We start from the raw sequence: 22207 nt of genomic DNA on the forward strand, positions 1-22207 counted from the left end.
ACCCCTCAGGCGCTCATGGCGGGCCTCGCTTCACCGCTCAAAGCCCTTCCAGCGTCTCCATCAGCACCTTCACCTTGTCCACTGACTCCTGGTATTCCGCTTGCCATTCGGAGTCGAGGGTGATGGCGCCGCCGCCCCAACAACTGGCCTGGCCGTCTTCGACCAATAGGGTGCGGATGGCGATGGAACTGTCCATTTCGCCTCGCACGTCGAGGTACAGCAACGAACCGCAATAGATCGAGCGGCAGGTCGGCTCCAGCTCGTCGATGATCTGCATGGCGCGGATCTTCGGTGCGCCGGTGATCGAGCCGCCGGGAAAGCTGCCGGCCAGCAGGTCGAGCGCATCCAGTCCGTCGCGCAGTTGGCCGACCACGCTGCTGACCAGGTGGTGGACGTTGGGGTAGCTCTCCAGGGCGAAGAGTTCCGGCACGCGGATGCTACCGATCTCGCAACTGCGCCCCAGGTCGTTGCGCAGCAGGTCGACGATCATCAGGTTCTCGGCCTGGTCCTTGCGGCTTTCCAGCAGTTCCCTGGCCGCCGCCGCGTCAGCCTGTGGCTCCGGGTTGCGTGGGCGGGTGCCCTTGATCGGGCGTGTTTCCACCTGGCCCTGGCTCAAGCGCAAAAAACGCTCCGGGGAGGCGCTGAGGATGGCGCCACTCGTCAGGCTGACGAAACCGGCATAGGGCGTCGGGCAGGCCTGGCGCAGGGCCCGGTAGGCCTGCCAGGGGTCGCCCTGGCAGGGTGCGCGAAAGCGCTGGGTGAAGTTCACCTGGTAGCAGTCGCCCGCGCGGATGTAGTCCTGTATGCGCTGGATTGCCTGGCGATAGTCGTCTTTCGGCAGGTCCGCCTGGAAGGGCGCGCGCAGGTGGAAGTCATCCTGTCCGGGCAGTGCCTGGGGGCTGTCTTCGAAGAGGCGAATGATGCGCTGGCACTCGTCGCTGTCGATGGCGGGGTGGAACACCAGGGCGCTGGCCTGTTCCTGGTGATCGTTGACCAGTGCCCAGTCGTACAGCCCCATTTGTCCGTCAGGCAAGTGCAGGTCGTCCAGTGCGCTGGCGGGCAGGTGCTCCAGGCGTTTGCCGAAGTCATAGGCGAGCAGGCCGATCAGGCCGCCGGCGAAGGGCGAATGAAAGCCCGGCGGCAACTCGGCGGGGCCAAGCGTTGCCAGGGCCAGGCGCAGGCGCTGGAAGTAGGCGCTGGCGGGCTCGCCGGGGGTTGTCCGCAGTTGTTGTCGAGGCCAGGCGCTGAGCAGGTCGTAGCGCCCACGCAAGGCTTGCGGGCGACCGGAGTCCAGCAGGATGGCGCCTGGTGCCTGGCGGATGCGTTCGAACGATTCACAGGGATCGCTGCGGTAGGGGATGGGGTGGATCGTGCAGAGGGACATGGTGGGGGAGGCAGGTTCGGCCCTGGTGGCGTGTCATCGGACCGCCCACAGGAACAGGCAGGCCTGCTCCTGTGGGCGGTCGACGTCAGGCGTTCGTCGGTACGTGGCCGAACAGTTCCTGGGAGAACTTCACGCGTTCTTCCGGTGTTTCCTGAAGGCCCTTTTCCTTGAGCTCGGCCAGGCGTGTTTCGATCGCATGGGTGCGGTGCGTCAGGCCGCAGTCGTTGGCGATCTGGATGTTCAGGCCGGGTCGGGCGTTGAGTTCGAGGATCAGCGGGCCCTTGTCCTGGTCGAGCACCATGTCCACGCCGATGTAGCCCAGGCCACACAGTTCGTAGCAGCCGGCGGCGAGCTTCATGAAGCCGTCCCAGTTGGGCAGTTGCACGCCATCCACCGCATTGGTGGTGTCGGGGTGCTTGCTGATCTTGTTGTTCAGCCAGGTGCCGCGCAGGGTGATACCGGTGGCCAGGTCGACGCCGACACCGATGGCGCCCTGGTGCAGGTTGGCCTTGCCGCCGGACTGGCGGGTCGGCAGGCGCAGCATGGCCATCACCGGGTAGCCCATCAGCACGATGATGCGGATGTCCGGTACGCCTTCGTAGCTGATGCTCTTGAAGATCGGGTCCGGGGTGACGCGGTATTCGATCAGGGCACGGTCTCGCAGGCCGCCGAGGGAGTAGAGGCCGGTGAGGATGTTGGAGATCTGGTGCTCGATCTCCTCATGGCTGAGGATCTTGCCCGAGATGGTGCGGTAGCGGCCCTCGAAGCGGTCGGCGATCACCAGGATGCCGTCACCACCGGCACCCTGGGCCGGCTTGATGACGAAATCGGTGTGGTCCTTGACGATCTCGGCGAGTTTGCCGATATCGCGCTCGGTCTCGATGATGCCGTACATCTCCGGCACATGGATGCCGGCCTCGATGGCCCGTTCCTTGGTGATGATCTTGTCATCGACGATCGGATACAGGCTGCGCTTGTTGTACTTGAGCACGTAGTCCGCGTTGCGGCGGTTGATGCCCATGATCCCTTTGGCTTCGAGTGCTTTCCAGGTCTTGATCAGGCCGAACATGGCTCAGTCCTTCAAAAAGGCTTTGAAACGGAAGAGTTCGGTGAGGCGATAGCCGCGATAACGACCCATCGCCAGCATGAAGCCCACCATGACCATCAGCACGGCCGGGAAGGTGAAGATGAAGTAGGTCAGTTGCGGAATGCTCATCAGCAGGTAGGCCAGGGTCGCCGCGATCAGCGTTCCCACCGCGACCTTGAAGGCATGCCCGGCCCCGCGCTCTTCCCAGGTGATGGACAGGCGTTCGATTGTCATGGTCAGGATCACCATCGGGAACAGCGCCACCGACAGGCCGCGTTCAAGGCCGAGCTTGTGGCTGAGCAGGCTGATGACGGCGATCAGCACCACCACGAAGGTCAGTACCACCGACAGCCTCGGCAGCATCTGCAACTTGAGGTGTTCCAGGTAGGAGCGCAGCGACAGGCCCAGGGCGGTGATCACGGTGAACAGTGCGATACCGAAGCCGAGCTGCGTCTCGCGGAAGGCCAGGGCGATCAGTACCGGGGTAAAGGTGCCGAGGGTCTGCAGGCCGCCGAGGTTACGCAGGATGAGGATCACCAGCACGCCGATGGGGATCATGATCATGACCTGGTAGGTCATCTGGGTCTGCAGCGGCAGGCCGTACAGGGAGTATTCGAGGAAGTCGGCGTCGGTGTTCTCGTCGGTCAGCTTGGCCAAACGGATAGCGTTCATCTCGCTGTTGTTCAGCGTGAAGGTCACTTGTGCGGCGCGACCGCCTTCGAGGTTGAACAGCGGCTCGTCGCCGGTCCACCAGACCAGGCGGTCGGCGGGCAGGCCCTTCTGGCCGCTGTCCGGGTTGAAATAGAGCCAGTTGTTGCCGTTGAAGCTGCGCAGCCAGAGTTCCGGCGACTGTTGCAGTTCGGAGACCAGGCGCACGGTGTGTACGCGTTCCATCGGCACGTGGGCGATGGACAGCAGCAGTTCGATGACGCGGGCCTTGTTGCTGACCGAGTTGTCGCCGCCGAGCAGCAGCTTCACGTTGTCGTCATTGGCGTTGTTGACGCGCTTGATGGCTTCGCTGATGAAGGTCTCGACGTCCGCCGAGTGCTGGCGGATCGGCGACAGCAGCGCTTCGGCGGCAATCTTCTCGGCGCCTTCGACCGGGATGCTGTCGCGGAAGATCGGGCCGCTGGGCTTGGGCTGCTCACCGCTGTAGCGCTTGGTCAGTACCAGACGGTAATAGAGGGTCTGCTTGCCGCTGGCGCGACGGGCCGACCAGGTGACGCGGCGGTTGCCGTCGGCACGGTTGATGCTGACGCCGTAGTTGTTGGAGATGAAGCTCTCGTTGAGGCTGACGAACTCCTGGTTGAGCGGCGGCACGTACATCTGCAGCTTGACCGGCTCGCGCGGGCTGGCCTGGAACTCGATCTTGGCGTCGATATTCCACAGGTCATCGGTTTCGTCCTCGGTGACGGGTATGCCGAGTATGAATATCTGGTAGGCCGTGATCGCCACGCCCAGGGTGACGAGCAGGAAAATCAGGACTTTCAGATGCAGTGTAAGAGAGCGCATGGATATTACTCGTCAGCGTCGGATGCGGTGGTGCAGTCAGGCTTGCCGGCTGCATTCGTAAGACTCGGGTCGATCAGTGCACCGAAGCGGGTGAGGGCATCGGAGCCGATCAGAAGTGGGTATTGGAAAGCGGTTCGGTCGGTGAGGTTCACTTCCACCGTGCGTAATGTTTTACCCATGCACAGTTCGAGCTCGATGACCGGGCGTGCGGTGTAGGTCTTGTCCTCGTCCGGATCGAAGTCTCCGGCCCGGCGCTTGATCTTGCTGATACGCGCCATCGGGCGTTCGATCGGGTGCGCGTGTGCATCGTCGACGGCCAGGTAGAAACGCACCCAACGCTCGCCTTTGCGCGTGAAGCGTTCGATATCCCGTGCACTCAACGAGGCCGTCTGGGCGCCTGTGTCGAGTTTCGCGGCGACTTCCAGATCGAAATCGGGCAGTGCGACACGCTCATTGAGCCCGTAGATGCTTTTTTCGGTCGCGGCATGGGCGAGTGAACCTAGAAGAAGGCTGAGGAGCAGGGGGTAGTGTCTGGCTCTCATGGTTCCGGGAATATTTCGAGGGGCGGGAGTCATGGGCACGCACTCGGCGGCCCATGGATTGGATGGCCGAGGATTCTAGCAGTAGCGACGAGTGGCAGGCCACAGGGCGATTGCGCATATGGAGGTTGAAACTGGATTGGCCTTTTGGCGTACACCCGCCGCCCATGTATCTATCTGTTCTACCGATTTCGGCCTTACGCCGAGTCACTTTCTCTTGTTCGCACAAGAGAAAGTGACCAAAGAGAATGCGCCCCCAGCATACGGCCCCTGCGCTTCGCTCCGGGGTTCCCTCGCTCCATCGCCGTTCCAGGGGCACGCCGCGAAGGGCCATCCATGGCCCATCGCGCCTCTCGCGGCATCCCTGCCGCTCAACCCCTTACACGACGATTCCGCTCGGCCTCCTGATGGGGGTGGTGAAGCGGGCGGTGACTGGAAGATCGAATTAAACCAACTTGATTGAAGTTTATATTCATATTAAAACGGTAGAGGATGTTACAGACGCAGCATCCCCCCCCTTTCAGAAGGCTGAACGCAGGCATTGCGTAGGGGAGCGAGTGGCATGGATGCCACGAGAGGCGTAAAGGGCCAGGACGGCCCTTGTACGCCGGCCCCCGGAGCGATGCCGGAGTGAAGGAACCCCGGAGCGGAGCGCAGGGGCCGTATGACTGGGGGGCGTGTTTCTTTGCTTCCTTTCTTTGCACGAGCAAAGAAAGGGAGGCGCCGTAAGGGCGCAATCGGTGGCTCAGCCACCACACCTGCCACGGGTGTACGCAAAAAAGTCCAAACGATACAGCGTGCTTGGCCGCCCGTGGCCGGTGCCAGGCAGTGTGTCGCTGCTTTTTTCCGCTAGAATGCCGCTTCGTTTTCCCGGGAGCCCGCCATGTCGACTTTTATCGAAGCAATCGAGAACATCACCCCTGAAATCTACGAGAACCTCAAGCGTGCGGTAGAGCTGGGCAAATGGGGCGATGGCCGCAAGCTGACCGCCGAGCAGAAGGAAACCTGCATGCAGGCGATGATCGCCTGGGAACTGCGCAACCTGCCCGAGGAAGAACGCACCGGCTACCTGGGTGGCCAGGAATGTGCCTCCCAGACCAAGGCCAAGGCCGCCATCGACACCAGCCTGTTCACCCCGGCTTCGGGAACCCGCCACTGATGATCGAACTGGGCCGTGGCCGACTTGCCAAGATGCGCGTGCAACTGGGCGAGTCGGCGCAGTACGTGCTGCCGCTGGACGATGCCGGCGTGCCGCTCAATCCGTTGATCGGCCAGCGCCTGCGGCTGGAGTACCTGGGGGCGATCCATTGCACCCATTGTGGCCGCCGCACCAACAAGAGTTTCAGCCAGGGTTATTGCTATCCCTGCTTCAAGAAGCTGCCCCAGTGCGACCTGTGCATCGTCAGTCCGGAGAAGTGCCACCATGCCCTGGGCACCTGCCGCGATCCGCAGTGGGGCGAAGACTTCTGCATGACCGACCATGTGGTCTACCTCGCCAATTCATCCGGCATCAAGGTGGGCATCACCCGTGCCACGCAATTGCCGACGCGCTGGCTGGACCAGGGCGCGAGCCAGGCGTTGCCGATCCTGCGCGTCGCCACGCGGCAGCAGTCAGGGTTGGTGGAAGACCTGCTGCGCAGCCAGGTGGCCGACCGCACCAACTGGCGCGCGCTGCTCAAGGGCGATGCCGAGCCGCTGGACTTGCCGGCCGTGCGCGAGAACCTGTTCGAACAGTGCGGCGAGGGCATCCTCGCCTTGCAACAGCGTTTCGGCCTGCAGGCCATCCAGCCGTTGCCGACGGCCGAGGTGCTGGAAATCCGCTATCCGGTCGAGGCCTACCCGACCAAGATCACCAGCCTCGACCTGGAGAAGACGCCTGTGATCGAAGGCGTGTTGCGTGGTATCAAGGGGCAGTACTTGATACTCGACTGCGGCGTCATCAATATCCGTAAATACACCGCTTACCAATTAGCGATAAGCAGCGAGTCGCAACAAGCTGCAAGCTGACCACATCCACTTGCAGCTCGAGACCTGAAGCTGTCCCGAAGAGGCCACCCATGCACACCGAACAACCGAAAGTCATTCGCCTGCAGGACTATCAGGCACCGGCCTACCTGATAGATGAAACCCACCTGACCTTCGAACTGTTCGAGGACAGGACGCTGGTGCATGCGCAACTGGTCATGCGTCGCAACCCAGAGTGCGAGGGCACCGAGCTGCCGCCGCTGACACTGCATGGGCAGGAACTGGAGCTGCAATCGCTGGCCCTCGACGACCGCTCGCTGAGCGAGGGTGACTACCAGTTGAGTGACGACGGCCTGACGTTGCAGCCGACCCAGGCGGCCTTCGTCATCGACAGCACGGTGCTGATCCATCCGGAGCACAACACCGCGCTGGAGGGTTTGTACAAGTCCGGCAAGATGTTCTGCACACAGTGCGAGGCGGAGGGTTTCCGCAAGATCACCTGGTACCTCGACCGCCCGGATGTGATGAGCCGCTTCACCACCACGGTCAGTGCCGAGCGCCAGCGCTACCCGGTTCTGCTGTCCAACGGCAACCCGATCGCCAGCGGCGAGGAAGAGGGTGGCCGTCACTGGGTGACCTGGGAAGACCCGTTCCGCAAGCCCGCCTACCTGTTCGCGCTGGTGGCCGGCGACCTCTGGGCGCTGGAGGACAGCTTCGTCACCGCCAGCGGTCGCGAGGTGGCGCTGCGTATCTATGTCGAGCCGGAGAACCTGGACAAGTGCCAGCACGCCATGGACAGCCTGAAGAAGTCGATGCGCTGGGACGAGGAAACCTATGGTCGCGAATACGACCTGGATATCTTCATGATCGTCGCTGTGAACGACTTCAACATGGGCGCCATGGAGAACAAGGGCCTCAACATCTTCAACTCCAGTGCCGTGCTGGCGCGCGCCGAGACCGCCACCGACGCGGCGCACCAGCGGGTCGAGGCGATCGTCGCCCACGAATATTTCCACAACTGGTCGGGCAACCGCGTGACCTGCCGCGACTGGTTCCAGCTGTCGCTCAAGGAAGGCTTCACGGTGCTGCGCGATTCGCAGTTCAGCGCCGACATGAACTCGCCGACGGTCAAGCGCATCGAGGACGTCGCCTACCTGCGCACCCATCAGTTCGCCGAGGACGCCGGGCCCATGGCCCACTCGGTGCGTCCCGAGTCCTATATGGAGATTTCCAACTTCTACACCCTGACCATCTATGAGAAGGGCGCGGAAGTGGTGCGCATGATCCAGACCCTGCTGGGCGCCGAGGGCTTCCGCAAGGGCTCCGACCTGTACTTCGAACGCCACGATGGCCAGGCAGTGACCTGCGACGATTTCGTGCGGGCCATGGAGGACGCCAACGGCGTCGACCTGACCCAGTTCAAGCGCTGGTACAGCCAGGCTGGCACGCCGCGTCTGCAGGTCAGTGAAGACTATGACGCCAGCAATCGCCGCTACCGGCTGACCTTCCGCCAGAGCTGCCCGGCCACGCCGCAGCAGACGGAGAAACTGCCGTTCGTCATCCCGGTCGCCCTGGGCCTGCTGGACGAGCAGGGCGGTGAACTGCCGCTGCGCCTCGAGGGTGAGGCGCACGCGGTGAACGGTACGCGGGTGCTGGCGTTGACCGAGGCCGAGCAGAGTTTCGTCTTCGTCGACGTAGAGGCGCGTCCGCTGCCTTCGCTGCTGCGTGGCTTCTCGGCGCCAGTGAAGCTGGAGTTCCCCTACAGCCGCGACCAGTTGCTGTTCCTCATGCAGCACGACAGCGATGGTTTCAACCGCTGGGAGGCAGGGCAGCAATTGGCGGTGCAGGTGTTGCAGGAACTGATCGGCCAATACCGTGCTGGCGAGGCGCTGAGCCTCGATCCGCGTCTGTTCGATGCCTTGCGCACGGTACTGGCGGATGAGGCGCTGGACCCGGCGATGGTGGCGGAAGTGCTGTCGCTGCCGAGCGAGGCCTACCTGACCGAGATCAGCGATGTGGCGGATGTCGATGCCATCCATGCCGCCCGTGAATTCGCCCGCAAGGCGATTGCCGAGGCGCTGTTCGAGCCGTTGTGGCAACGCTACCAGGCCAATCGCGAAATCTCGCGGCAGACGGCCTATGTCGCCGAGGCCGGTCATTTTGCCCGGCGTGCGTTGCAGAACATCGCCTTGTCCTACCTGATACTGAGCGAGCGTGCCGAGGTGCTGGAGGCGACTGTCGAGCAGTTCCGTGACAGCGACAACATGACCGAGCGCCTGACCGCGCTGGCGGTACTGGTCAACTCGCCTTTCGCGGCAGAGCGCGATGCCGCCCTGGCGGACTTTGCCGAGCAGTTCGCGGACAATCCGCTGGTGATGGACCAGTGGTTCAGCGTCCAGGCCGGCAATACACAGCCCGGTGGCCTGGCGCGGGTACAGGCGCTGATGCAGCATCCGGCCTTCACCCTGAAGAACCCGAACAAGGTGCGTGCGCTGATCGGCGCCTTCGCCAACCAGAACCTGGTCAACTTCCACCAGGCCGATGGCAGTGGCTACCGCTTCCTGGCCGACCAGATCATCACCCTCAACGCCCTCAACCCGCAGATCGCCGCGCGTTTGCTGGCGCCGCTGACCCGCTGGCGCAAGTACGACACGGCGCGCCAGGTTCTGCTCAAGGCCGAACTGGAGCGCATCCAGGCCTCGGGCGAGCTGTCCAGCGATGTCTATGAGGTGGTGAGCAAGAGCCTGGCTTCATAGCCCCTGGCTGCAAGCGGGCATCAGGTTTCTCGCTTGCAGCTACAAAAGATAACGCCCCGTCGATTGTCAGTGCTCCCGTAAGCTGGCTAGCATGGCCGGGCCTGCTCTACGCAGGCCTTACCTGACAAGAATAAAAGGGGGTATGTATGCAGGTCGTCTCATGGCGTCGCGGCACATGGCGTATGGCCGCTGGTATGGCCGCTGGTATGGCCGCTGGTATGGCGTGCTGCATGTTGCTACTCGCCTTTCACCGGAATGTCCTCGCGCTGGACATTCATCCTCGGTACGCCATCGAATCGAGCAAGGCCGTCAGCAGCCTGCTGCTGGATATCGCGCGTGCGGGCGACCGCCTGGTGGCCGTTGGGGATCGTGGCCATATTCTCTATTCCGATGACGACGGCCAGCACTGGACGCAGGCGAAGGTGCCGACCCGGCAGATGCTGACCGCAGTCGACTTCGTCGATGCCCGCCACGGCTGGGCGGTCGGGCATGACGCCTCGATTCTTGCCAGCAGCGATGGCGGGGAAACCTGGAATTTGCAGTTCGAAGACGTGGAGCGCGAAGCTCCCCTGCTCGACGTCTGGTTCGAGGATATCCACCACGGCATCGCCATCGGTGCCTACGGCGCCCTGCTGGAAACCCGCGATGGCGGCCAGAACTGGCTGGATATCGACGAGCGCCTGGCCAATGAAGACGGTTATCACCTGAACGCCATCGCAAGGGTCGAGGGGGCTGGCCTGTTCATCGCCGGCGAAATGGGTGCGCTGTTCCATTCGACGGATGACGGGCAGAGCTGGACGTCCATCGAACTGCCTTATGAGGGCTCGCTGTTTGGCGTGCAATCCACCGGGCAGCCGGGCGAACTGCTGGTGTACGGCTTGCGTGGCAACCTGTTGTTTTCCAGCGACGCCGGCGCTTCCTGGCGCTCCATCGTGGTGACGGACGAGGGTGCGCCGTTCGCCTCGGGGCTCTCTGGTGCGAACCTGCTGGCCGATGGCCGTATCGTGGTCGTGGGTCATGCCGGGTCGGTGCTGAGCAGCAGCGACCGGGGGCACACTTTCAGTGTGATCCACCGCCCTGACCGCCGCTCCCTGGCCGGTGTCGTCGACACTCGCGCGGGCGAACTGATCCTGGTCGGGCAGGGCGGTGTGCGCACCGCCGCAGCGAGCGGCCTGGACAGAACACAACAATAATTCCTCGGGGAGCAACCGCATGAGCCAGCATCACCAGGACAAGGCCACGTTCCTCGAGCGCCTGATCTTCAACAACCGGCCGGCAGTGATCATCCTCTGCCTGCTGGCCAGCGTGTTCCTGTTCTACCAGGCCACGCAGATCAGGCCGTCGACCAGCTTCGAGAAAATGATCCCGCTCGGCCATCCCTATATCCAGAAGATGATCGAGCACCGCAACGACCTGGGTAATCTTGGTAATACCGTGCGGATTTCGGTCGAGGCGCGCGAAGGCACTATTTTCGATGCCAGTTATATGGAGACGCTGCGGCAGATCCACGACGAGGTGTTCTACATCCCCGGCGTCGACCGCTCCGCCATGAAGTCGCTGTGGAGTCCGAGCGTACGCTGGACCGAGGTGACCGAAGAGGGCTTCGACGGTGGCGAGGTGATCCCGCAGACCTACGATGGATCGCCGGAGAGCCTTGCCGAGTTGCGCAGCAACGTACTCAAGTCCGGGCAGATCGGTCGCCTGGTGGCGAATGACTTCCGCTCCTCGATCATCGACGTGCCCCTGCAGGAAACCTACTCGGACCCGCAGGACCAGGGTCGCCAGATTCGCCTCGACTACCAGGCCTTCTCCCATGAACTGGAAGACAAGGTGCGGGAAAAGTACCAGGCGCAAAACCCCAACGTGCAGATCCATATCGTCGGTTTCGCCAAGAAGGTCGGCGATCTGATCGATGGCCTGCTGATGGTGGTGGTGTTCTTCGCCGCGGCCCTGCTGATTACCCTGGTGCTGCTGTACCTCTTCACCTGGTGCATTCGCAGCACCCTGTCGGTGCTAGTCACCACTCTGATTGCCGTGGGCTGGCAACTGGGGCTGATGAACCTGGCCGGTTTCGGGCTGGACCCTTATTCGATGCTGGTACCGTTCCTGATCTTCGCCATCGGTATTTCCCATGGCGTGCAGAAGATCAACGGCATCGCCCAGCAATCCAGCGATGCCGACAATGCGCTCACGGCGGCGCGGCGGACCTTCCGCCAACTGTTCCTGCCGGGAATGATTGCTATCCTGGCCGATGCCGTGGGTTTCATCACCCTGCTGATCATCGACATCGGCGTGATCCGCGAGCTGGCCATCGGCGCGTCGATCGGTGTCGCGGTGATCGTCTTCACCAACCTGATCCTGCTGCCGGTGGCGATTTCCTATATGGGAATCAGTCGCCGGGCAATCGAGCGCAGCAAGAAGGATGCGCATGTCGAGCACCCGTTCTGGCGCCGGCTGTCCGGCTTCGCCAATGCCCGGGTGGCGCCAGTGTCGGTCGCGCTGGCGCTGCTGGTGGCCGTCGGTGGTTTCTTCTACCAGAAGCACAACCTGCAGATCGGCGACCTCGACCAGGGCGCGCCCGAGCTGCGCCCGGATTCGCGCTACAACAAGGACAACGACTTCGTCATCAACCATTACTCGACCAGTTCGGATGTGCTGGTGGTGATGGTGAAGACCGCGCCGGAAGGCTGTTCGCACTACGACACGCTGGAGGCCATGGACGCGCTGACCTGGAAGATGGAGAACACGCCAGGCGTGCAGTCCGCCGTCTCCATGGTGACCGTGGCGCGGCAGAGCATCAAAGGCATGAACGAGGGCAGCCTGAAGTGGGAGACGCTGTCGCGCAACCAGGACGTCCTCAACAATTCCATCGCCCGCGCCGACGGTCTGTACAACGGCGACTGCTCGCTGGCGCCGCTGATGGTGTTCCTCAACGACCACAAGGCGCAGACCCTCACGCGCACCGTCGAGGCGGTGGAGTCCTTCGCTTCGGAGAACAACCGCGAGGGGCTGGAGTTCCTGCTTGCGGCGGGCAATGCCGGTATCGAGGCGGCGACCAACGAGGTGATCGCCAATTCCGAGCTGACCATCCTGACGCTGGTCTACCTCTGCGTGGCGGGCATGTGCCTGATCACCTTCCGCTCGCTGGCGGCGACCGTCTGCATCGTGCTGCCGCTGATCCTGACGTCGATCCTCGGCAATGCCCTGATGGCGTTCCTGGGGATCGGCATGAAGGTGGCGACCCTGCCGGTGATCGCCCTGGGTGTGGGGATCGGTGTCGACTACGGCATCTATATCTACAGCCGCCTGGAGAGTTTCCTGCGCGCTGGCCTGCCGTTGCAGGAAGCCTACTACCAGACCCTGCGTTCGACCGGTAAAGCGGTGCTGTTCACCGGCCTGTGCCTGGCCATCGGCGTGGCGACCTGGATTTTCTCCGCAATCAAGTTCCAGGCCGACATGGGGTTGATGCTGACCTTCATGTTCATCGTCAATATGTTCGGCGCGCTGTGGCTGTTGCCGGCGTTGGCGCACTTCCTGATCAAGCCGGAGAAGCTGGCGGGGAAGAAGGGCGGTTCCCTGCTGGCACACTGAGGCGCATGCCTTGGGCGGCTGCCAGGTGTTGAAAGCGAAACTCCCATGGGTGCGCCCTGCGCACCGGGAGAATCCTGTCGCGCCGGTTGCAGGGTGTGCCTCAGGGAGCTGGTTTCAGGGAGGGGTGGAGCGTATGGCGGGCGAGGTCATTCGCTTGTCGTGGGTTCGCGGGTTTTCAGCAGGCGTACCACCTCGGTGACGAAGCCGACGATCAGGGTGCGCTCATGCTCCGACAGCTCCTGGATGATCTCGCCGATGTACTGCGCATGAGCGGCGCTTTCCCCTGCCTCCGAGTGGAGCAGCTCTACCGGCGAGCAGCCGAATATATCGGCAATCTGCTGCAATCTGGGCAGTGTTGGTGAGATCACGCCGTTTTCCATCCGGCTGATGGTCTCTTTTTCGACACCGATCATTTCAGCTATCTGTGCTTGCGTCAGTCCTCTGGCTTTGCGGCGGCGAGCGATTGCGGCCCCCACCCGAAATACTAATCCTCTGTTTTTCATGGCTTGGCCTCTTGCGTCATTGTGCATGACGTTTCGCGACATTTTCTCGGCCTGAGGCTCGCAAGCGAAGGACGTATCCCGTATATTCTGTTAACGTGAAAAGTCATTAGTGGCGTTTTGCTGTTATGCCCCAGTAGATCATGGAGGAGTGGATGTTGGCCCAGTCAGAGCTGTCTATGCAGGGGACGCATGAGTCTGTCGGAATATGGGCGGCCATGATGGATGAGACTACCGGTAGGTGGCAAAGTGCTACTTCAATAGCACGCTTCCCGATCCATGCATCACTTTCGTTCCACCAGGCGTAGGGAGACGATCCCATGTGGGGCATTAGAGAACTGCTGGGTATCTGCTCCGGGGCTCTGGAGCAAGCCAACGATGCCGTGATGATCATCAACCAGAGCAACCGCATCCTGTTGCTCAATCGCTCGGCGGAGACCTTCTGGGGCTGCCAGCGCGACGAGGTGGTAGGGCAAAGCGCCAATCTGCTGTTACCCGAACTGACCTCCCGTTGTCATTCCGATTTCAACAACAGCATGCGGCTGGATATTCGCAACCGATCCGGCGAGCGCCGCCAGGGCATCATCACCGCCCTGCAGGTCGAGACCGAGCAGGAGCGGGTGGTCGTCATCTTCATTCGTTCCGTGCCGCAGGAAGGCGACAGCAACGGTGCGGGCACCGTCCGCATCGAGCAGATGTCCCTGTATGACGGGCTGACCGGCCTGCCGGGCCGTGGCTTGCTGCAACTCAAGGCCGAGCAGGCGATTGCCGAGGCGCAGCGCGACGGTAGCTGCCTGGCGGTGGTCTTCGTGGACCTCGACCGATTCAAGTGGGTCAGCGACTCTTTCGGGTTCCCGGCCGGGGATGCGCTGTTGCAACTGATCGCGCAGCGCCTGCAAGCCTATCGCCAGCCGGGAGATCTGGTGGCGCGGCTGTTCTGCGATGAATTCGTCTTGCTTCTGCGCGGCTGCGACAGGGCGCAAGCCCTGGAGCGGGCATCGTGCCTGCGGGCCTTGCTGCAGGCTTCCTGCCCGTTGGCGGGCATCACCTACAAGCCATCGGTCAGCCTGGGCATCAGCTTGTTCCCCGAAGACGGCAGCAGTGTCGATGAACTGATCCAGAACGCCGACACCGCCATGGGGCGCGCCAAGTCATTGCCCGAAGGTATCTGCTTCTTCAGCCACGAACTGACGCCGCCCGGCGTCGAGCAGTTGCCGCTGGAGAGCGCCTTGCGTTCGGCCCTGGAGCAGGGGCAGTTGCAGCTCTACTACCAGCCGCAGGTGCTACTGGAAGACGGCAGCCTCTACGGGGTGGAAGCCCTGGCGCGCTGGCACCATGAGGAGCTGGGTGATATTTCCCCCGGACGCTTCGTGCCCCTGGCCGAGCAGTGCGGGCTGATCGATGAACTGGGGCGCTGGAGCCTGTCCGAAGGCTGCCGGCAACTGGCCGCCTGGCGCAGGGAAGGGCTCGATATTCCTTCGGTTTCGATCAACCTGTCGCCGTCCAATTTCAACGATCCGGGCTTTGCGCAGGTGGTTGCGCACACGCTGGAAGCGAACGGGTTGTTTCCTGGCGACCTGACCCTGGAAATCACCGAAAGCGTGCTGATGTATACCAGCCCGCATACCTTGAAAGTCCTGCAGGACGTTCACGAACTGGGTGTGCGACTGTCGCTGGACGACTTCGGTACGGGCTTCTCCAGCCTCAGCCATCTGCACCGCTTGCCGATCCAGGAGATCAAGCTCGACCGCAGTTTCGTGCATGACCTCGAACAGGACGCCACCAGCCGTACCCTGAGCAAGGCCGTGGCCGGCCTGAGCGAGAGCCTGAACCTGACGGCGGTGGCCGAAGGCATCGAAACCCAGGGGCAGTACCAGGCGCTGAAGCGCATGGGATATCGCGTCGCGCAAGGCTTCCTGTTCTCGCGCCCCTTGCCGGCCATGGAGTTCGTCCGGTGGCTGGCACAGCCCCGCTCCCGGGAGGTCTTCAGCGAGGGTAGAGTGGCGGCAGACTGCTGCTCTCCTGAACGCTGACCGGCTCCTGTGCGTTGGGCAGGTGCTGGATCGCCTGCCACAGCGCCTCGCCCTGCCAGCGCTGGCCCGTTTCGCTGTAGAGGGCGCTGTTGAGCGCGTCCAGGGCATCCGAGAGCGGTACGAAGCGCGCCGCCATCTCTGTCAGGGTTTCCGGTTGCTGGCGTGCCCAGGCATCCAGTGCCTGGCGCGTGGCCTGGGTGTCATTGCCCTGGCAGGCCTTTCTCAAGTCATCCAGCAGGCTGCGCGGCGTCGGTCCGCCTGGCTGCGTGCGCAGGACCGGCGGCTGGCGTCGGGCACGCAACCACAGGCCAAACCCCAGCAAGGTGGTGCACGCCAGTACGCCGCTGCTCAATTGCCATGGCCAGGCCGATGAGTGGCTCGCCTGTGCGGGGGCAGGCGTGGCGCGTTCGCTGCGCAGCAGGGCCGGGTTTTCTTCGATCTGCAGTGTCCGGGCCGGCAGGTGCGCATGCTCCAGTCGGTCTTCGAGGGTGTTCCACCAGGGTATGTCGACGGCTTGCAGTTCGGCGGCACCGGTGGCGGTGGCGACCAGGGCTTCGCGCTGCTCGCGGGTCGCTGCCACGCCGTTCTCACGGGTTTCACTGGAAAGCCCGGGTTGCTCGGGATAGACGCGTACACCTGGGCTTTGTGTGGCGGCTACGGGGGGGAGCTGGCTGGCCAGCAGGCCCTGGGCCTTGAGTGTCAGGGTGCGGGTCAGCGACTCGCCCCGGCGCAGGCTCTGCGCCGGGTTGCTCCAGTGTTCGCTCAACTCCAGGCTTTGCGCTGGCAGCCAGGGCTGGTCCTCCGGGAAGTCAGCGGGCTTTGGCCGGACCAGCAGGGGAATGCTGGGGGCGCTGACCTGGGTCGAGTTGCCGGGGCGTTGTCCGAATGCCGAGGTGCCGCTGTTCTGGCTGACCGGCGTGGCGCTGAACAGTTGGCCGGGAATCAGCAGTTCTCCGCTTTTCTGGGGGTAGATCGCGTAGCGCACCTCGATCACGCCATGGCGGATGCCGTTGATGCTCTTTTCGTAGGTGCGAGGCTCCCCGAGACGCTCCACCAGCATGTCCGGTGCCTGCAAGGGGGACAGGGTGCTGTCGTCGTAGAGCGAGACCGAGTGGTAGATACGCAGGGTGAGTATTGCCTGGGCCTGCACGTAGACGCTTTCCTGATCCAGGCTGGCATCGATGAAGATCGGTGCCAGTTGGCCGCTTTTCAGTGCGCCACTGGCGGGCTGCACGTTCAAACTGATCGGTTCACTGCTCCATTCGCCCAGGGCCAGCGATGGGATCGTCACATGACCGGCGTACAGCGGTTGCAGTGTGATCAGCCAGCGGGTGATCGCCCGGTTCTCGCCATTGACGTTGGCCAACTGGTTGAACTGGCGGGTGGCCACGACCTTGAAGGCATCGTCCAGCGGTTGCAGGTCGGGTTTGCCGAACAGGGTCGCGTCCAGGGATTCCAGGGTGAGTTCGAGGGTTTCATCGAGGCTCAGGTGGCTGCGGTCGACACTGGCCACGAGGCCGGCGGCCTGTGAGTGCAGGCTCAGGGCCAGCAGGCCGAGCACGAGCAGAATGCTGCGGATCATCGATTCGGTTCCTGGCGCTTGCGCTGTTCATAGAGGAATTTGCGGCGCAGCAGTTCGCCCGGGTCATCGGGGATCTGTCGAAGCCACTGTTGCAGCGCCTGCTCCTGTTCAAGGGGCACGGGTTGCATATCGCTGTCCTGCTCCGCACCGGCTTGCGGCGAAGCGTCTGGCTCCTGCGTCGCCTGGGCGGGCGCGGAGTCGTCGTCAGGTTTTTCCTGATTATTGCTTGGCGCTGCCGTGCGGGGAGGCTCGGTATTCGCGCCGCTGTCGACGCTTTCTTCTTCTGCTGAGGTTGTCTGTGGCTCGCTCGGTTCAGGCTGGCTGCGCAGCAGTTCTTCGAGCAAGGCCTTGTTGTGCTGGGCCTGTTGCAGTTGCGGGTCCAGTTCCAGCGCCTGCTCATAGGCCTCGATGGCTGCCGGGAACTGTTCCGCGCGAGCCAGGGCGTTTCCCCGGTTGTAGTGATCGATGGCGTCGTCGCTGTCCGCCAGCAACTCGGCGGCGGCGCTGAAGTCCCCGGCGAGGTAAAGCGCCTGGGCGCGCCATTGGCGGTTATTGAAGCGCTCGGCGGCCTGGGCGGGATGCCCTTGGTGCAGCAGGGCCTGGCCTTGCTGGTCCGGGCGTGCCCAGAGGTCCTGCCATTGCAGGGCATATGCCGTTGGCGGTTCGATCAGCAGCAATGGCAGACAGAACAGCCAGCCCCGTCGCCCGGCGCAGGCGGCCAGCAGGAGCAGAGGCAGCAACAGCCAGTACCCCTGGTCGAGCCAGCGATTGAGGTGGGCGCTTTCCTCCCGAACCACGGGCTTGCCGTGGGCGTCCAGCAGGCCCAGGTGCTCGAAATCGCTGTCATCCAGTCGCGCTACCTGGTAACGCCCGCCGAGGCCCTCGATAAATGCGGCCAGGCTGGCGCTGTCGAGGCCTGGGATAAGGATGGAGCCGTCCGCATTCTTGAGGAATTGGCCGTCTTCCTGTTCCACGGGAGCGCCTTCGGGCGTACCGATACCGAGCATCAGCAACTCGCCATCGTGTTTCTGTAGCAGTCGTTCGATGCCCTCGCGTTCCTGTGGGCTGAGGCTGCTGCCAATCAACAACAGGCGCCCGGCACCCTGGGCCGCCTGTTCGATCAGTTCCAGCCCCTGGGCCACGGCGAGGTCGGCGCGCTGCCCTGGCTCGGGCATCAGGCGTGGGTGCAGGACGTCCAGCAGGTGTTGCGCAGTCGTCAGGTCATCGGACAGCGGCACCAGCGTGTGGGCACTGCCGGCGTAGGCGATGATCGCGGTCTGTGCGTCCTGGCGACTGCGCAACAGGTCGATCAGTTTGTGCCGGGCCTGTACCAGTCGGTTGGGTGGGACGTCCGTGGCTAGGGTCGAGGAGGTCGTTTCCAGCAGTACCACCAGCGGATCGGCACGTTTCAGGCTGGGTTGTTCGATGCGTTGCCAACTGGGACCGAGCAGGGCCAGGCAGGCGATCAGCCAGCCCAGGCCCAGCACGATCCAGGGCAGGCGGCTGTTGCGCGAGCGGCCACGGGTGAGCAGGGTACCGTGGAAGGCACGAGGGATCAGGCGCTGCCAGCGTCCGACCTTGCGTTGTCGGTGCCAGAGCCGCCACAGCGCCCAGCCGAGCAGGGGCAGGCACAGCAGCCAGGCTGGACGCAGCAGTTCAGGCAGCATGGCGTTTCTTCCAGCGGGTGCTCAGCTCGGGCCAGAGGGTACGCCCGGCCAGCAGCATACTGAGCAGCAGGGCCAGGGCCAGGGGCCAGGCATACAGCGGCTGTGCGACACGCGTCTGGGTGGCGCGCTGGCGCACCGGTTCCAGTTCGTCCAGCAGTTCGCCGATGGCTTGCAGTTCTGTGGCGGTGCGCGCGCGGAAGTACTGGCCGGCGGTTTCCTGGGCAATCGCCTGCAGGGTGGTTTCGTCCAGTTCCAGCGCGGGGTTGAAGCCGCTTGGCTGGAGCATGCCGGACGACTCCGTGGTGGCGCCTATGCCGATGGTGTGCACCCTGACGTGTTCTTCGGCCGCCAGGCGCGCGGCGGTCAGAGGGGCGATCTGCCCGGCGTTGTTGGCGCCATCGGTGATCAGGATCAGTACGCGCTGGTTGTCCGGGCGTTCACGCAGGCGTTTCACGGCCAGGCCGATGGCATCGCCGAGGGCGGTATTGTTGCCGGCGATGCCAACCATGGCTTCGTCGAGCCAGACGCGGACGCTATGCCGGTCGAAGCTCAGCGGCGATTGCAGGTAGGCCTTGTCGCCGAACAGGATCAGGCCGACGCGGTCGCCCTGTCGCGCTTCGATGAAGTCGCCGAACAGGTTCTTCACCAGTTGCAGGCGGCTGATGCTTTCGCCTTCCCATTGCATGTCCGGGTAGCTCATGGAGCCCGAGACATCCACGGCCAGCAACATTTCCCGGCCACTGGCGGGGACTGGCAGCGGTTGCCCCAGCCATTGCGGGCGGGCGCTGGCGCACAGCAGCAGCAGCCAGATGGCGATGTAGGGCAGTTGCTGGCGCCAGTCGGCCAGCAGGTTGCTGGAGCGGCGTCCGCTGAGCTGTTCGAGCTCATCGAGGAAGTTGACCTTGAGCGCGGCCTCCGCGCTGTCTGCTTCGGGCAGCAGCCGGCGTAGCAGCCAGGGCAGGGGCAGCAGGGCGAACAGCCAGGGCCAGGCGAATTCAAACATGCTTGCGTATCCAGATCTCGATGGCTTGCTCCAGACCTTCTATGGCCTTGTCATCCAGACGGCAATCGGCCCGATAGGCGCCCTCGACCAGCACCATCCAGCGCGTCAGTCCAGCCGAAGGACAGCGGTTGTCGAGAAAGGCCAGCCAGGCGCGGCCGGTGAGGGTATGCGGGTGTTCGTTGTCGTAGCGGGTACGGCACAGGCGTTTGAGCAAAGCGTTGATCTGCTGCAGCCAGGCATTGGCCGGCTGGCCGTCGTATGGGCGTTGCAGGCGCTTGAGTTCATCCAGTGCGGCCTGGCGTTGGGGCTCCAGGCTGTCCGTGGCGCTCGGCGCTGGCTTGCTCTTGCGCAACAGCGGGCGTAGCCGCCAATAGAGGATGCACAGCACGGGCAGCAACAGGAGCAGCAACCACCAGCCAGGTGCCGGAGGCCACCAGGAGATGGGCTGCGGTGGAATATTCTCGGCCAGACGCTCCAGCGCGCTCACAGGCTCACCTTCTGCCGTAGATGGGTGCGCAACTGTTCGATCAGTTCGTACTGGGTGTTCAGCGGCATGATCGGCACGCGCAGCCGATCGGCCAGGCGCTGCCAGCGATTGCTGCGTTCTTCGCCCTGCTGGTGATAGGCCTGGCGCAGGGACTTGTCATGGCTGTCCAGCTCCAGCCGTGCGCCCAGCTCGGCAAAGCGCAGCAGGCCGGCGGCGGGCAGGGCGTGGTCCAGAGGGTCGAACACAGGCAACAGCAGCAGATCGACGTGGCGCGACAGCAGGCTCAGTTGCTGTTCGGCCGCTTCGCTCAGGGTTCGCTCGTCACAGATGATCACGGCCAGGCTACCGGGGCGCAGCACCTCACGCACACGGCGCAGCGCGGGCGCCAGGTTGTCGGTGCCCAGTGTGCTCAGGCTGTCGAGCCGCTGGTTGGCACGGGCCAGGTGCTGCAGCAGTTGCAGCAGGCTCTGCTTGCTGCGGCGGGGCTTGATCTCATGGTGCTCGCCGCTGCCGAAGACCAATCCGCCGACTCGATCATTGTGATTCAGCGCTGCCCAGCCGATCAGGCTGGCGGCACGGGCGGCCAGCACCGATTTGAAGACCAGTCCGCTGCTGAAGAACAGTCGGCGGCTTTGTTCGACGAGGATATAGATGGGGCGCTCGCGCTCTTCATGGAAAAGCTTGGTGTGGGGCTCCTGGGTGCGAGCCGTGACACGCCAGTCGATGTTGCGCACATCGTCGCCGGCCTGGTAGACCCGTACCTGGTCGAAGTCGATGCCGCGTCCGCGCAGTTTCGAATGGTGCAGGCCGACCAGCGCGCTGCGTCGTTGCGTGTTGCTGAACAGCGGGACCTCGCGCACATGGTGGCGCATGTCGATCAGCCCGGCCAGATCGACACGGATGGCGGCATCCGCGCGGGTGTGCATCAGGCGACCGCGACCACATCGAGGATGCGCTGGATGACCCGGTCATGGTCGATTCCGGCGGCCTCGGCTTCGAAGGAGAGGATCATGCGGTGGCGCAGTACGTCGAACAGCATGGCCTGGATATCTTCCGGGCTGACGAAGTCGCGGCCAGCCAGCCAGGCATGCACGCGAGCGCAACGGTCGAGTGCGATGGAGCCGCGTGGGCTGGCGCCGTAGGCGATCCACTCGGCCAGTTCGCTGTCGAACTTGGCCGGGGTGCGGGTGGCCATGATCAGTTGCACCAGGTATTCCTCCACGGCATCCGCCATGTAGAGGCCGAGGATTTCCTTGCGCACGGCGAAGATCGTCTGCTGGCTGACCCGTTGCGCCGGTGCGCTTTCCCCGTTGATCGCCTCGCCCCGTGCCTGTTGCAGGATGCGCCGCTCGACCGAGGCATCGGGAAAACCGATGCGCACATGCAGCAGGAAGCGGTCCAGTTGCGCTTCGGGCAATGGGTAGGTGCCTTCCTGCTCGATGGGGTTCTGCGTGGCCATCACCAGGAACAGCGGCGACAGCTCGTAGGTGTTGCGCCCGATACTGACTTGGCGTTCGGCCATCGCCTCCAGTAGTGCCGACTGCACCTTGGCAGGCGCGCGGTTGATTTCGTCCGCCAGCACCAGGTTGTGGAAGATCGGTCCCTGCTGGAAGGCGAAGCTGCCGGTTTCCGGGCGGTAGATCTCGGTACCGGTGATGTCGGCGGGCAGCAGGTCGGGGGTGAACTGGATACGGTGGAATTCGGCTTCCAGGCCTTCCGCCAATTCCTTGATTGCGCGGGTCTTGGCCAGCCCCGGTGCGCCCTCGACGAGAATATGGCCATCGGCGAGCAGCGCGATGAGCAGGCGCTCGATCAGCTTGTCCTGCCCCAGTATCTGGCTGGAGAGGTGCTGACGCAGGGCAAGGATGGATTCACGGTGGTCCATGTATCAGGCTCGAAGTGCGGGCGCGGGCGCCGAAGTGGTGAACTTTACTGCATCGCTGGGAGATTCGACATCCGCCTCTGCCCGTAAACCAGGTGTATGAGGGTTGGTACTGGATTGGCAACGCCACGAACGTCAGGGCAGCACAAGCGATTTACGACTAGTTAAATACTTGTCGCAAGGCCCTCGCAGCGTACATGGCGCCTTGCCCTGGCCTGT

Annotated in this window: 17 protein-coding genes; 6 read left to right on the forward strand and 11 right to left on the reverse strand. The window is 63.6% G+C overall.

The window, feature by feature from the left end:
* Window positions 1–37: 37 nt before the first annotated feature.
* The 4 genes from pabB to HW090_RS16820 form a co-directional block, all read right to left on the reverse strand.
* Complete coding sequence (gene pabB / locus HW090_RS16805) at window positions 38–1384, reverse strand: aminodeoxychorismate synthase component I (RefSeq protein ID WP_179114606.1); 1347 nt, start codon at window positions 1382–1384, stop codon at window positions 38–40.
* An 85-nt stretch (window positions 1385–1469) separates the two neighbouring features.
* A complete protein-coding gene (locus HW090_RS16810; protein WP_179114607.1) occupies window positions 1470–2453 on the reverse strand; it encodes an alpha-L-glutamate ligase-like protein in 984 nt (327 codons plus the stop codon).
* Between the two features lie 3 nt (window positions 2454–2456).
* Entirely contained in the window at window positions 2457–3983 is a 1527-nt protein-coding gene (locus HW090_RS16815) for an inactive transglutaminase family protein (protein WP_179114608.1), read from the reverse strand.
* A 5-nt stretch (window positions 3984–3988) separates the two neighbouring features.
* Window positions 3989–4525, reverse strand: coding sequence for an ATP-dependent zinc protease (locus tag HW090_RS16820; protein ID WP_179114609.1), 537 nt, complete (start codon window positions 4523–4525; stop codon window positions 3989–3991).
* Window positions 4526–5405: 880 nt separating this feature from the next.
* On the opposite strand from HW090_RS16820, the gene HW090_RS16825 reads away from it, so the two are divergent.
* The 5 genes from HW090_RS16825 (at window position 5406) to HW090_RS16845 (ending at window position 12834) form a co-directional block, all read left to right on the forward strand.
* Window positions 5406–5681, forward strand: coding sequence for a YeaC family protein (locus tag HW090_RS16825; RefSeq protein ID WP_179114610.1), 276 nt, complete (start codon window positions 5406–5408; stop codon window positions 5679–5681).
* The gene (locus tag HW090_RS16830; protein ID WP_179114611.1) at window positions 5681–6529 is read left to right on the forward strand and encodes a DUF2797 domain-containing protein; all 849 of its coding nucleotides are present in this window, start codon (window positions 5681–5683) and stop codon (window positions 6527–6529) included. Before HW090_RS16825 ends, HW090_RS16830 begins: the two co-directional genes overlap by 1 nt.
* Window positions 6530–6579: 50 nt before the next feature.
* Window positions 6580–9243 (forward strand): aminopeptidase N, encoded by a 2664-nt coding sequence (gene pepN, locus HW090_RS16835; RefSeq protein WP_179114612.1) that lies wholly within the window; start codon window positions 6580–6582, stop codon window positions 9241–9243.
* Between the two features lie 230 nt (window positions 9244–9473).
* The gene (locus tag HW090_RS16840) at window positions 9474–10436 is read left to right on the forward strand and encodes a YCF48-related protein (RefSeq protein WP_256930690.1); all 963 of its coding nucleotides are present in this window, start codon (window positions 9474–9476) and stop codon (window positions 10434–10436) included.
* Between the two features lie 19 nt (window positions 10437–10455).
* Window positions 10456–12834: an RND family transporter gene (locus HW090_RS16845; RefSeq protein WP_179114613.1), complete on the forward strand. Its 2379-nt coding sequence runs from the start codon at window positions 10456–10458 to the stop codon at window positions 12832–12834.
* A gap of 146 nt (window positions 12835–12980) precedes the next feature.
* Here the strand turns inward: HW090_RS16845 and HW090_RS16850 are convergent, their stop codons facing one another.
* A complete protein-coding gene (locus HW090_RS16850; protein WP_179114614.1) occupies window positions 12981–13337 on the reverse strand; it encodes a helix-turn-helix domain-containing protein in 357 nt (118 codons plus the stop codon).
* Between the two features lie 317 nt (window positions 13338–13654).
* Here HW090_RS16850 and HW090_RS16855 point away from each other — a divergent pair, with 317 nt between their 5' ends.
* Window positions 13655–15367: a bifunctional diguanylate cyclase/phosphodiesterase gene (locus tag HW090_RS16855; RefSeq protein ID WP_256930691.1), complete on the forward strand. Its 1713-nt coding sequence runs from the start codon at window positions 13655–13657 to the stop codon at window positions 15365–15367.
* On the opposite strand, the gene HW090_RS16860 is transcribed toward HW090_RS16855, so the two are convergent.
* The 6 genes from HW090_RS16860 to HW090_RS16885 are packed head-to-tail and all read right to left on the reverse strand — an operon-like array spanning window position 15321 to window position 21991.
* Window positions 15321–16949, reverse strand: coding sequence for a BatD family protein (locus tag HW090_RS16860; RefSeq protein WP_179114615.1), 1629 nt, complete (start codon window positions 16947–16949; stop codon window positions 15321–15323). The two genes, HW090_RS16855 and HW090_RS16860, sit on opposite strands and share 47 nt — an antisense overlap.
* Window positions 16946–18616: a tetratricopeptide repeat protein gene (locus HW090_RS16865; RefSeq protein ID WP_179114616.1), complete on the reverse strand. Its 1671-nt coding sequence runs from the start codon at window positions 18614–18616 to the stop codon at window positions 16946–16948. Before HW090_RS16865 ends, HW090_RS16860 begins: the two co-directional genes overlap by 4 nt.
* On the reverse strand, window positions 18606–19619 hold the full coding sequence (locus tag HW090_RS16870; RefSeq protein ID WP_179114617.1) for a VWA domain-containing protein: 1014 nt from the start codon (window positions 19617–19619) through the stop codon (window positions 18606–18608). Before HW090_RS16870 ends, HW090_RS16865 begins: the two co-directional genes overlap by 11 nt.
* A complete protein-coding gene (locus HW090_RS16875; RefSeq protein WP_179114618.1) occupies window positions 19612–20106 on the reverse strand; it encodes a DUF4381 domain-containing protein in 495 nt (164 codons plus the stop codon). The genes HW090_RS16870 and HW090_RS16875 overlap by 8 nt, the downstream gene beginning before the upstream one ends.
* Window positions 20103–21032, reverse strand: a complete 930-nt coding sequence (locus HW090_RS16880; RefSeq protein WP_179114619.1) for a DUF58 domain-containing protein — start codon at window positions 21030–21032, stop codon at window positions 20103–20105. Before HW090_RS16880 ends, HW090_RS16875 begins: the two co-directional genes overlap by 4 nt.
* Window positions 21032–21991 carry a MoxR family ATPase gene (locus HW090_RS16885; RefSeq protein ID WP_179114620.1) on the reverse strand — a complete coding sequence of 320 codons (960 nt, stop codon included), beginning with the start codon at window positions 21989–21991 and terminating at the stop codon, window positions 21032–21034. The genes HW090_RS16880 and HW090_RS16885 overlap by 1 nt, the downstream gene beginning before the upstream one ends.
* Window positions 21992–22207: the final 216 nt, after the last annotated feature.

Origin of the sequence: Pseudomonas sp. ABC1 (assembly GCF_013395055.1) — a bacterium.
Classification (GTDB): Bacteria; Pseudomonadota; Gammaproteobacteria; order Pseudomonadales; family Pseudomonadaceae; genus Stutzerimonas.

Excerpts from the sequence above, each read along its gene's own strand:
- HW090_RS16865 (WP_179114616.1), bottom strand. The coding sequence starts at position 18,616 with ATGCTGCCTGAACTGCTGCGTCCAGCCTGGCTGCTGTGCCTGCCCCTG.
- HW090_RS16860 (WP_179114615.1), bottom strand. The coding sequence starts at position 16,949 with ATGATCCGCAGCATTCTGCTCGTGCTCGGCCTGCTGGCCCTGAGCCTG.
- HW090_RS16830 (WP_179114611.1), top strand. The coding sequence starts at position 5,681 with ATGATCGAACTGGGCCGTGGCCGACTTGCCAAGATGCGCGTGCAACTG.
- HW090_RS16845 (WP_179114613.1), top strand. The coding sequence starts at position 10,456 with ATGAGCCAGCATCACCAGGACAAGGCCACGTTCCTCGAGCGCCTGATC.
- HW090_RS16825 (WP_179114610.1), top strand. The coding sequence starts at position 5,406 with ATGTCGACTTTTATCGAAGCAATCGAGAACATCACCCCTGAAATCTAC.
- HW090_RS16840 (WP_256930690.1), top strand. The coding sequence starts at position 9,474 with ATGTTGCTACTCGCCTTTCACCGGAATGTCCTCGCGCTGGACATTCAT.
- pabB (WP_179114606.1), bottom strand. The coding sequence starts at position 1,384 with ATGTCCCTCTGCACGATCCACCCCATCCCCTACCGCAGCGATCCCTGT.
- HW090_RS16815 (WP_179114608.1), bottom strand. The coding sequence starts at position 3,983 with ATGCGCTCTCTTACACTGCATCTGAAAGTCCTGATTTTCCTGCTCGTC.
- HW090_RS16855 (WP_256930691.1), top strand. The coding sequence starts at position 13,655 with ATGTGGGGCATTAGAGAACTGCTGGGTATCTGCTCCGGGGCTCTGGAG.
- HW090_RS16820 (WP_179114609.1), bottom strand. The coding sequence starts at position 4,525 with ATGAGAGCCAGACACTACCCCCTGCTCCTCAGCCTTCTTCTAGGTTCA.
- HW090_RS16810 (WP_179114607.1), bottom strand. The coding sequence starts at position 2,453 with ATGTTCGGCCTGATCAAGACCTGGAAAGCACTCGAAGCCAAAGGGATC.
- HW090_RS16870 (WP_179114617.1), bottom strand. The coding sequence starts at position 19,619 with ATGTTTGAATTCGCCTGGCCCTGGCTGTTCGCCCTGCTGCCCCTGCCC.
- HW090_RS16880 (WP_179114619.1), bottom strand. The coding sequence starts at position 21,032 with ATGCACACCCGCGCGGATGCCGCCATCCGTGTCGATCTGGCCGGGCTG.
- HW090_RS16885 (WP_179114620.1), bottom strand. The coding sequence starts at position 21,991 with ATGGACCACCGTGAATCCATCCTTGCCCTGCGTCAGCACCTCTCCAGC.
- pepN (WP_179114612.1), top strand. The coding sequence starts at position 6,580 with ATGCACACCGAACAACCGAAAGTCATTCGCCTGCAGGACTATCAGGCA.
- HW090_RS16850 (WP_179114614.1), bottom strand. The coding sequence starts at position 13,337 with ATGAAAAACAGAGGATTAGTATTTCGGGTGGGGGCCGCAATCGCTCGC.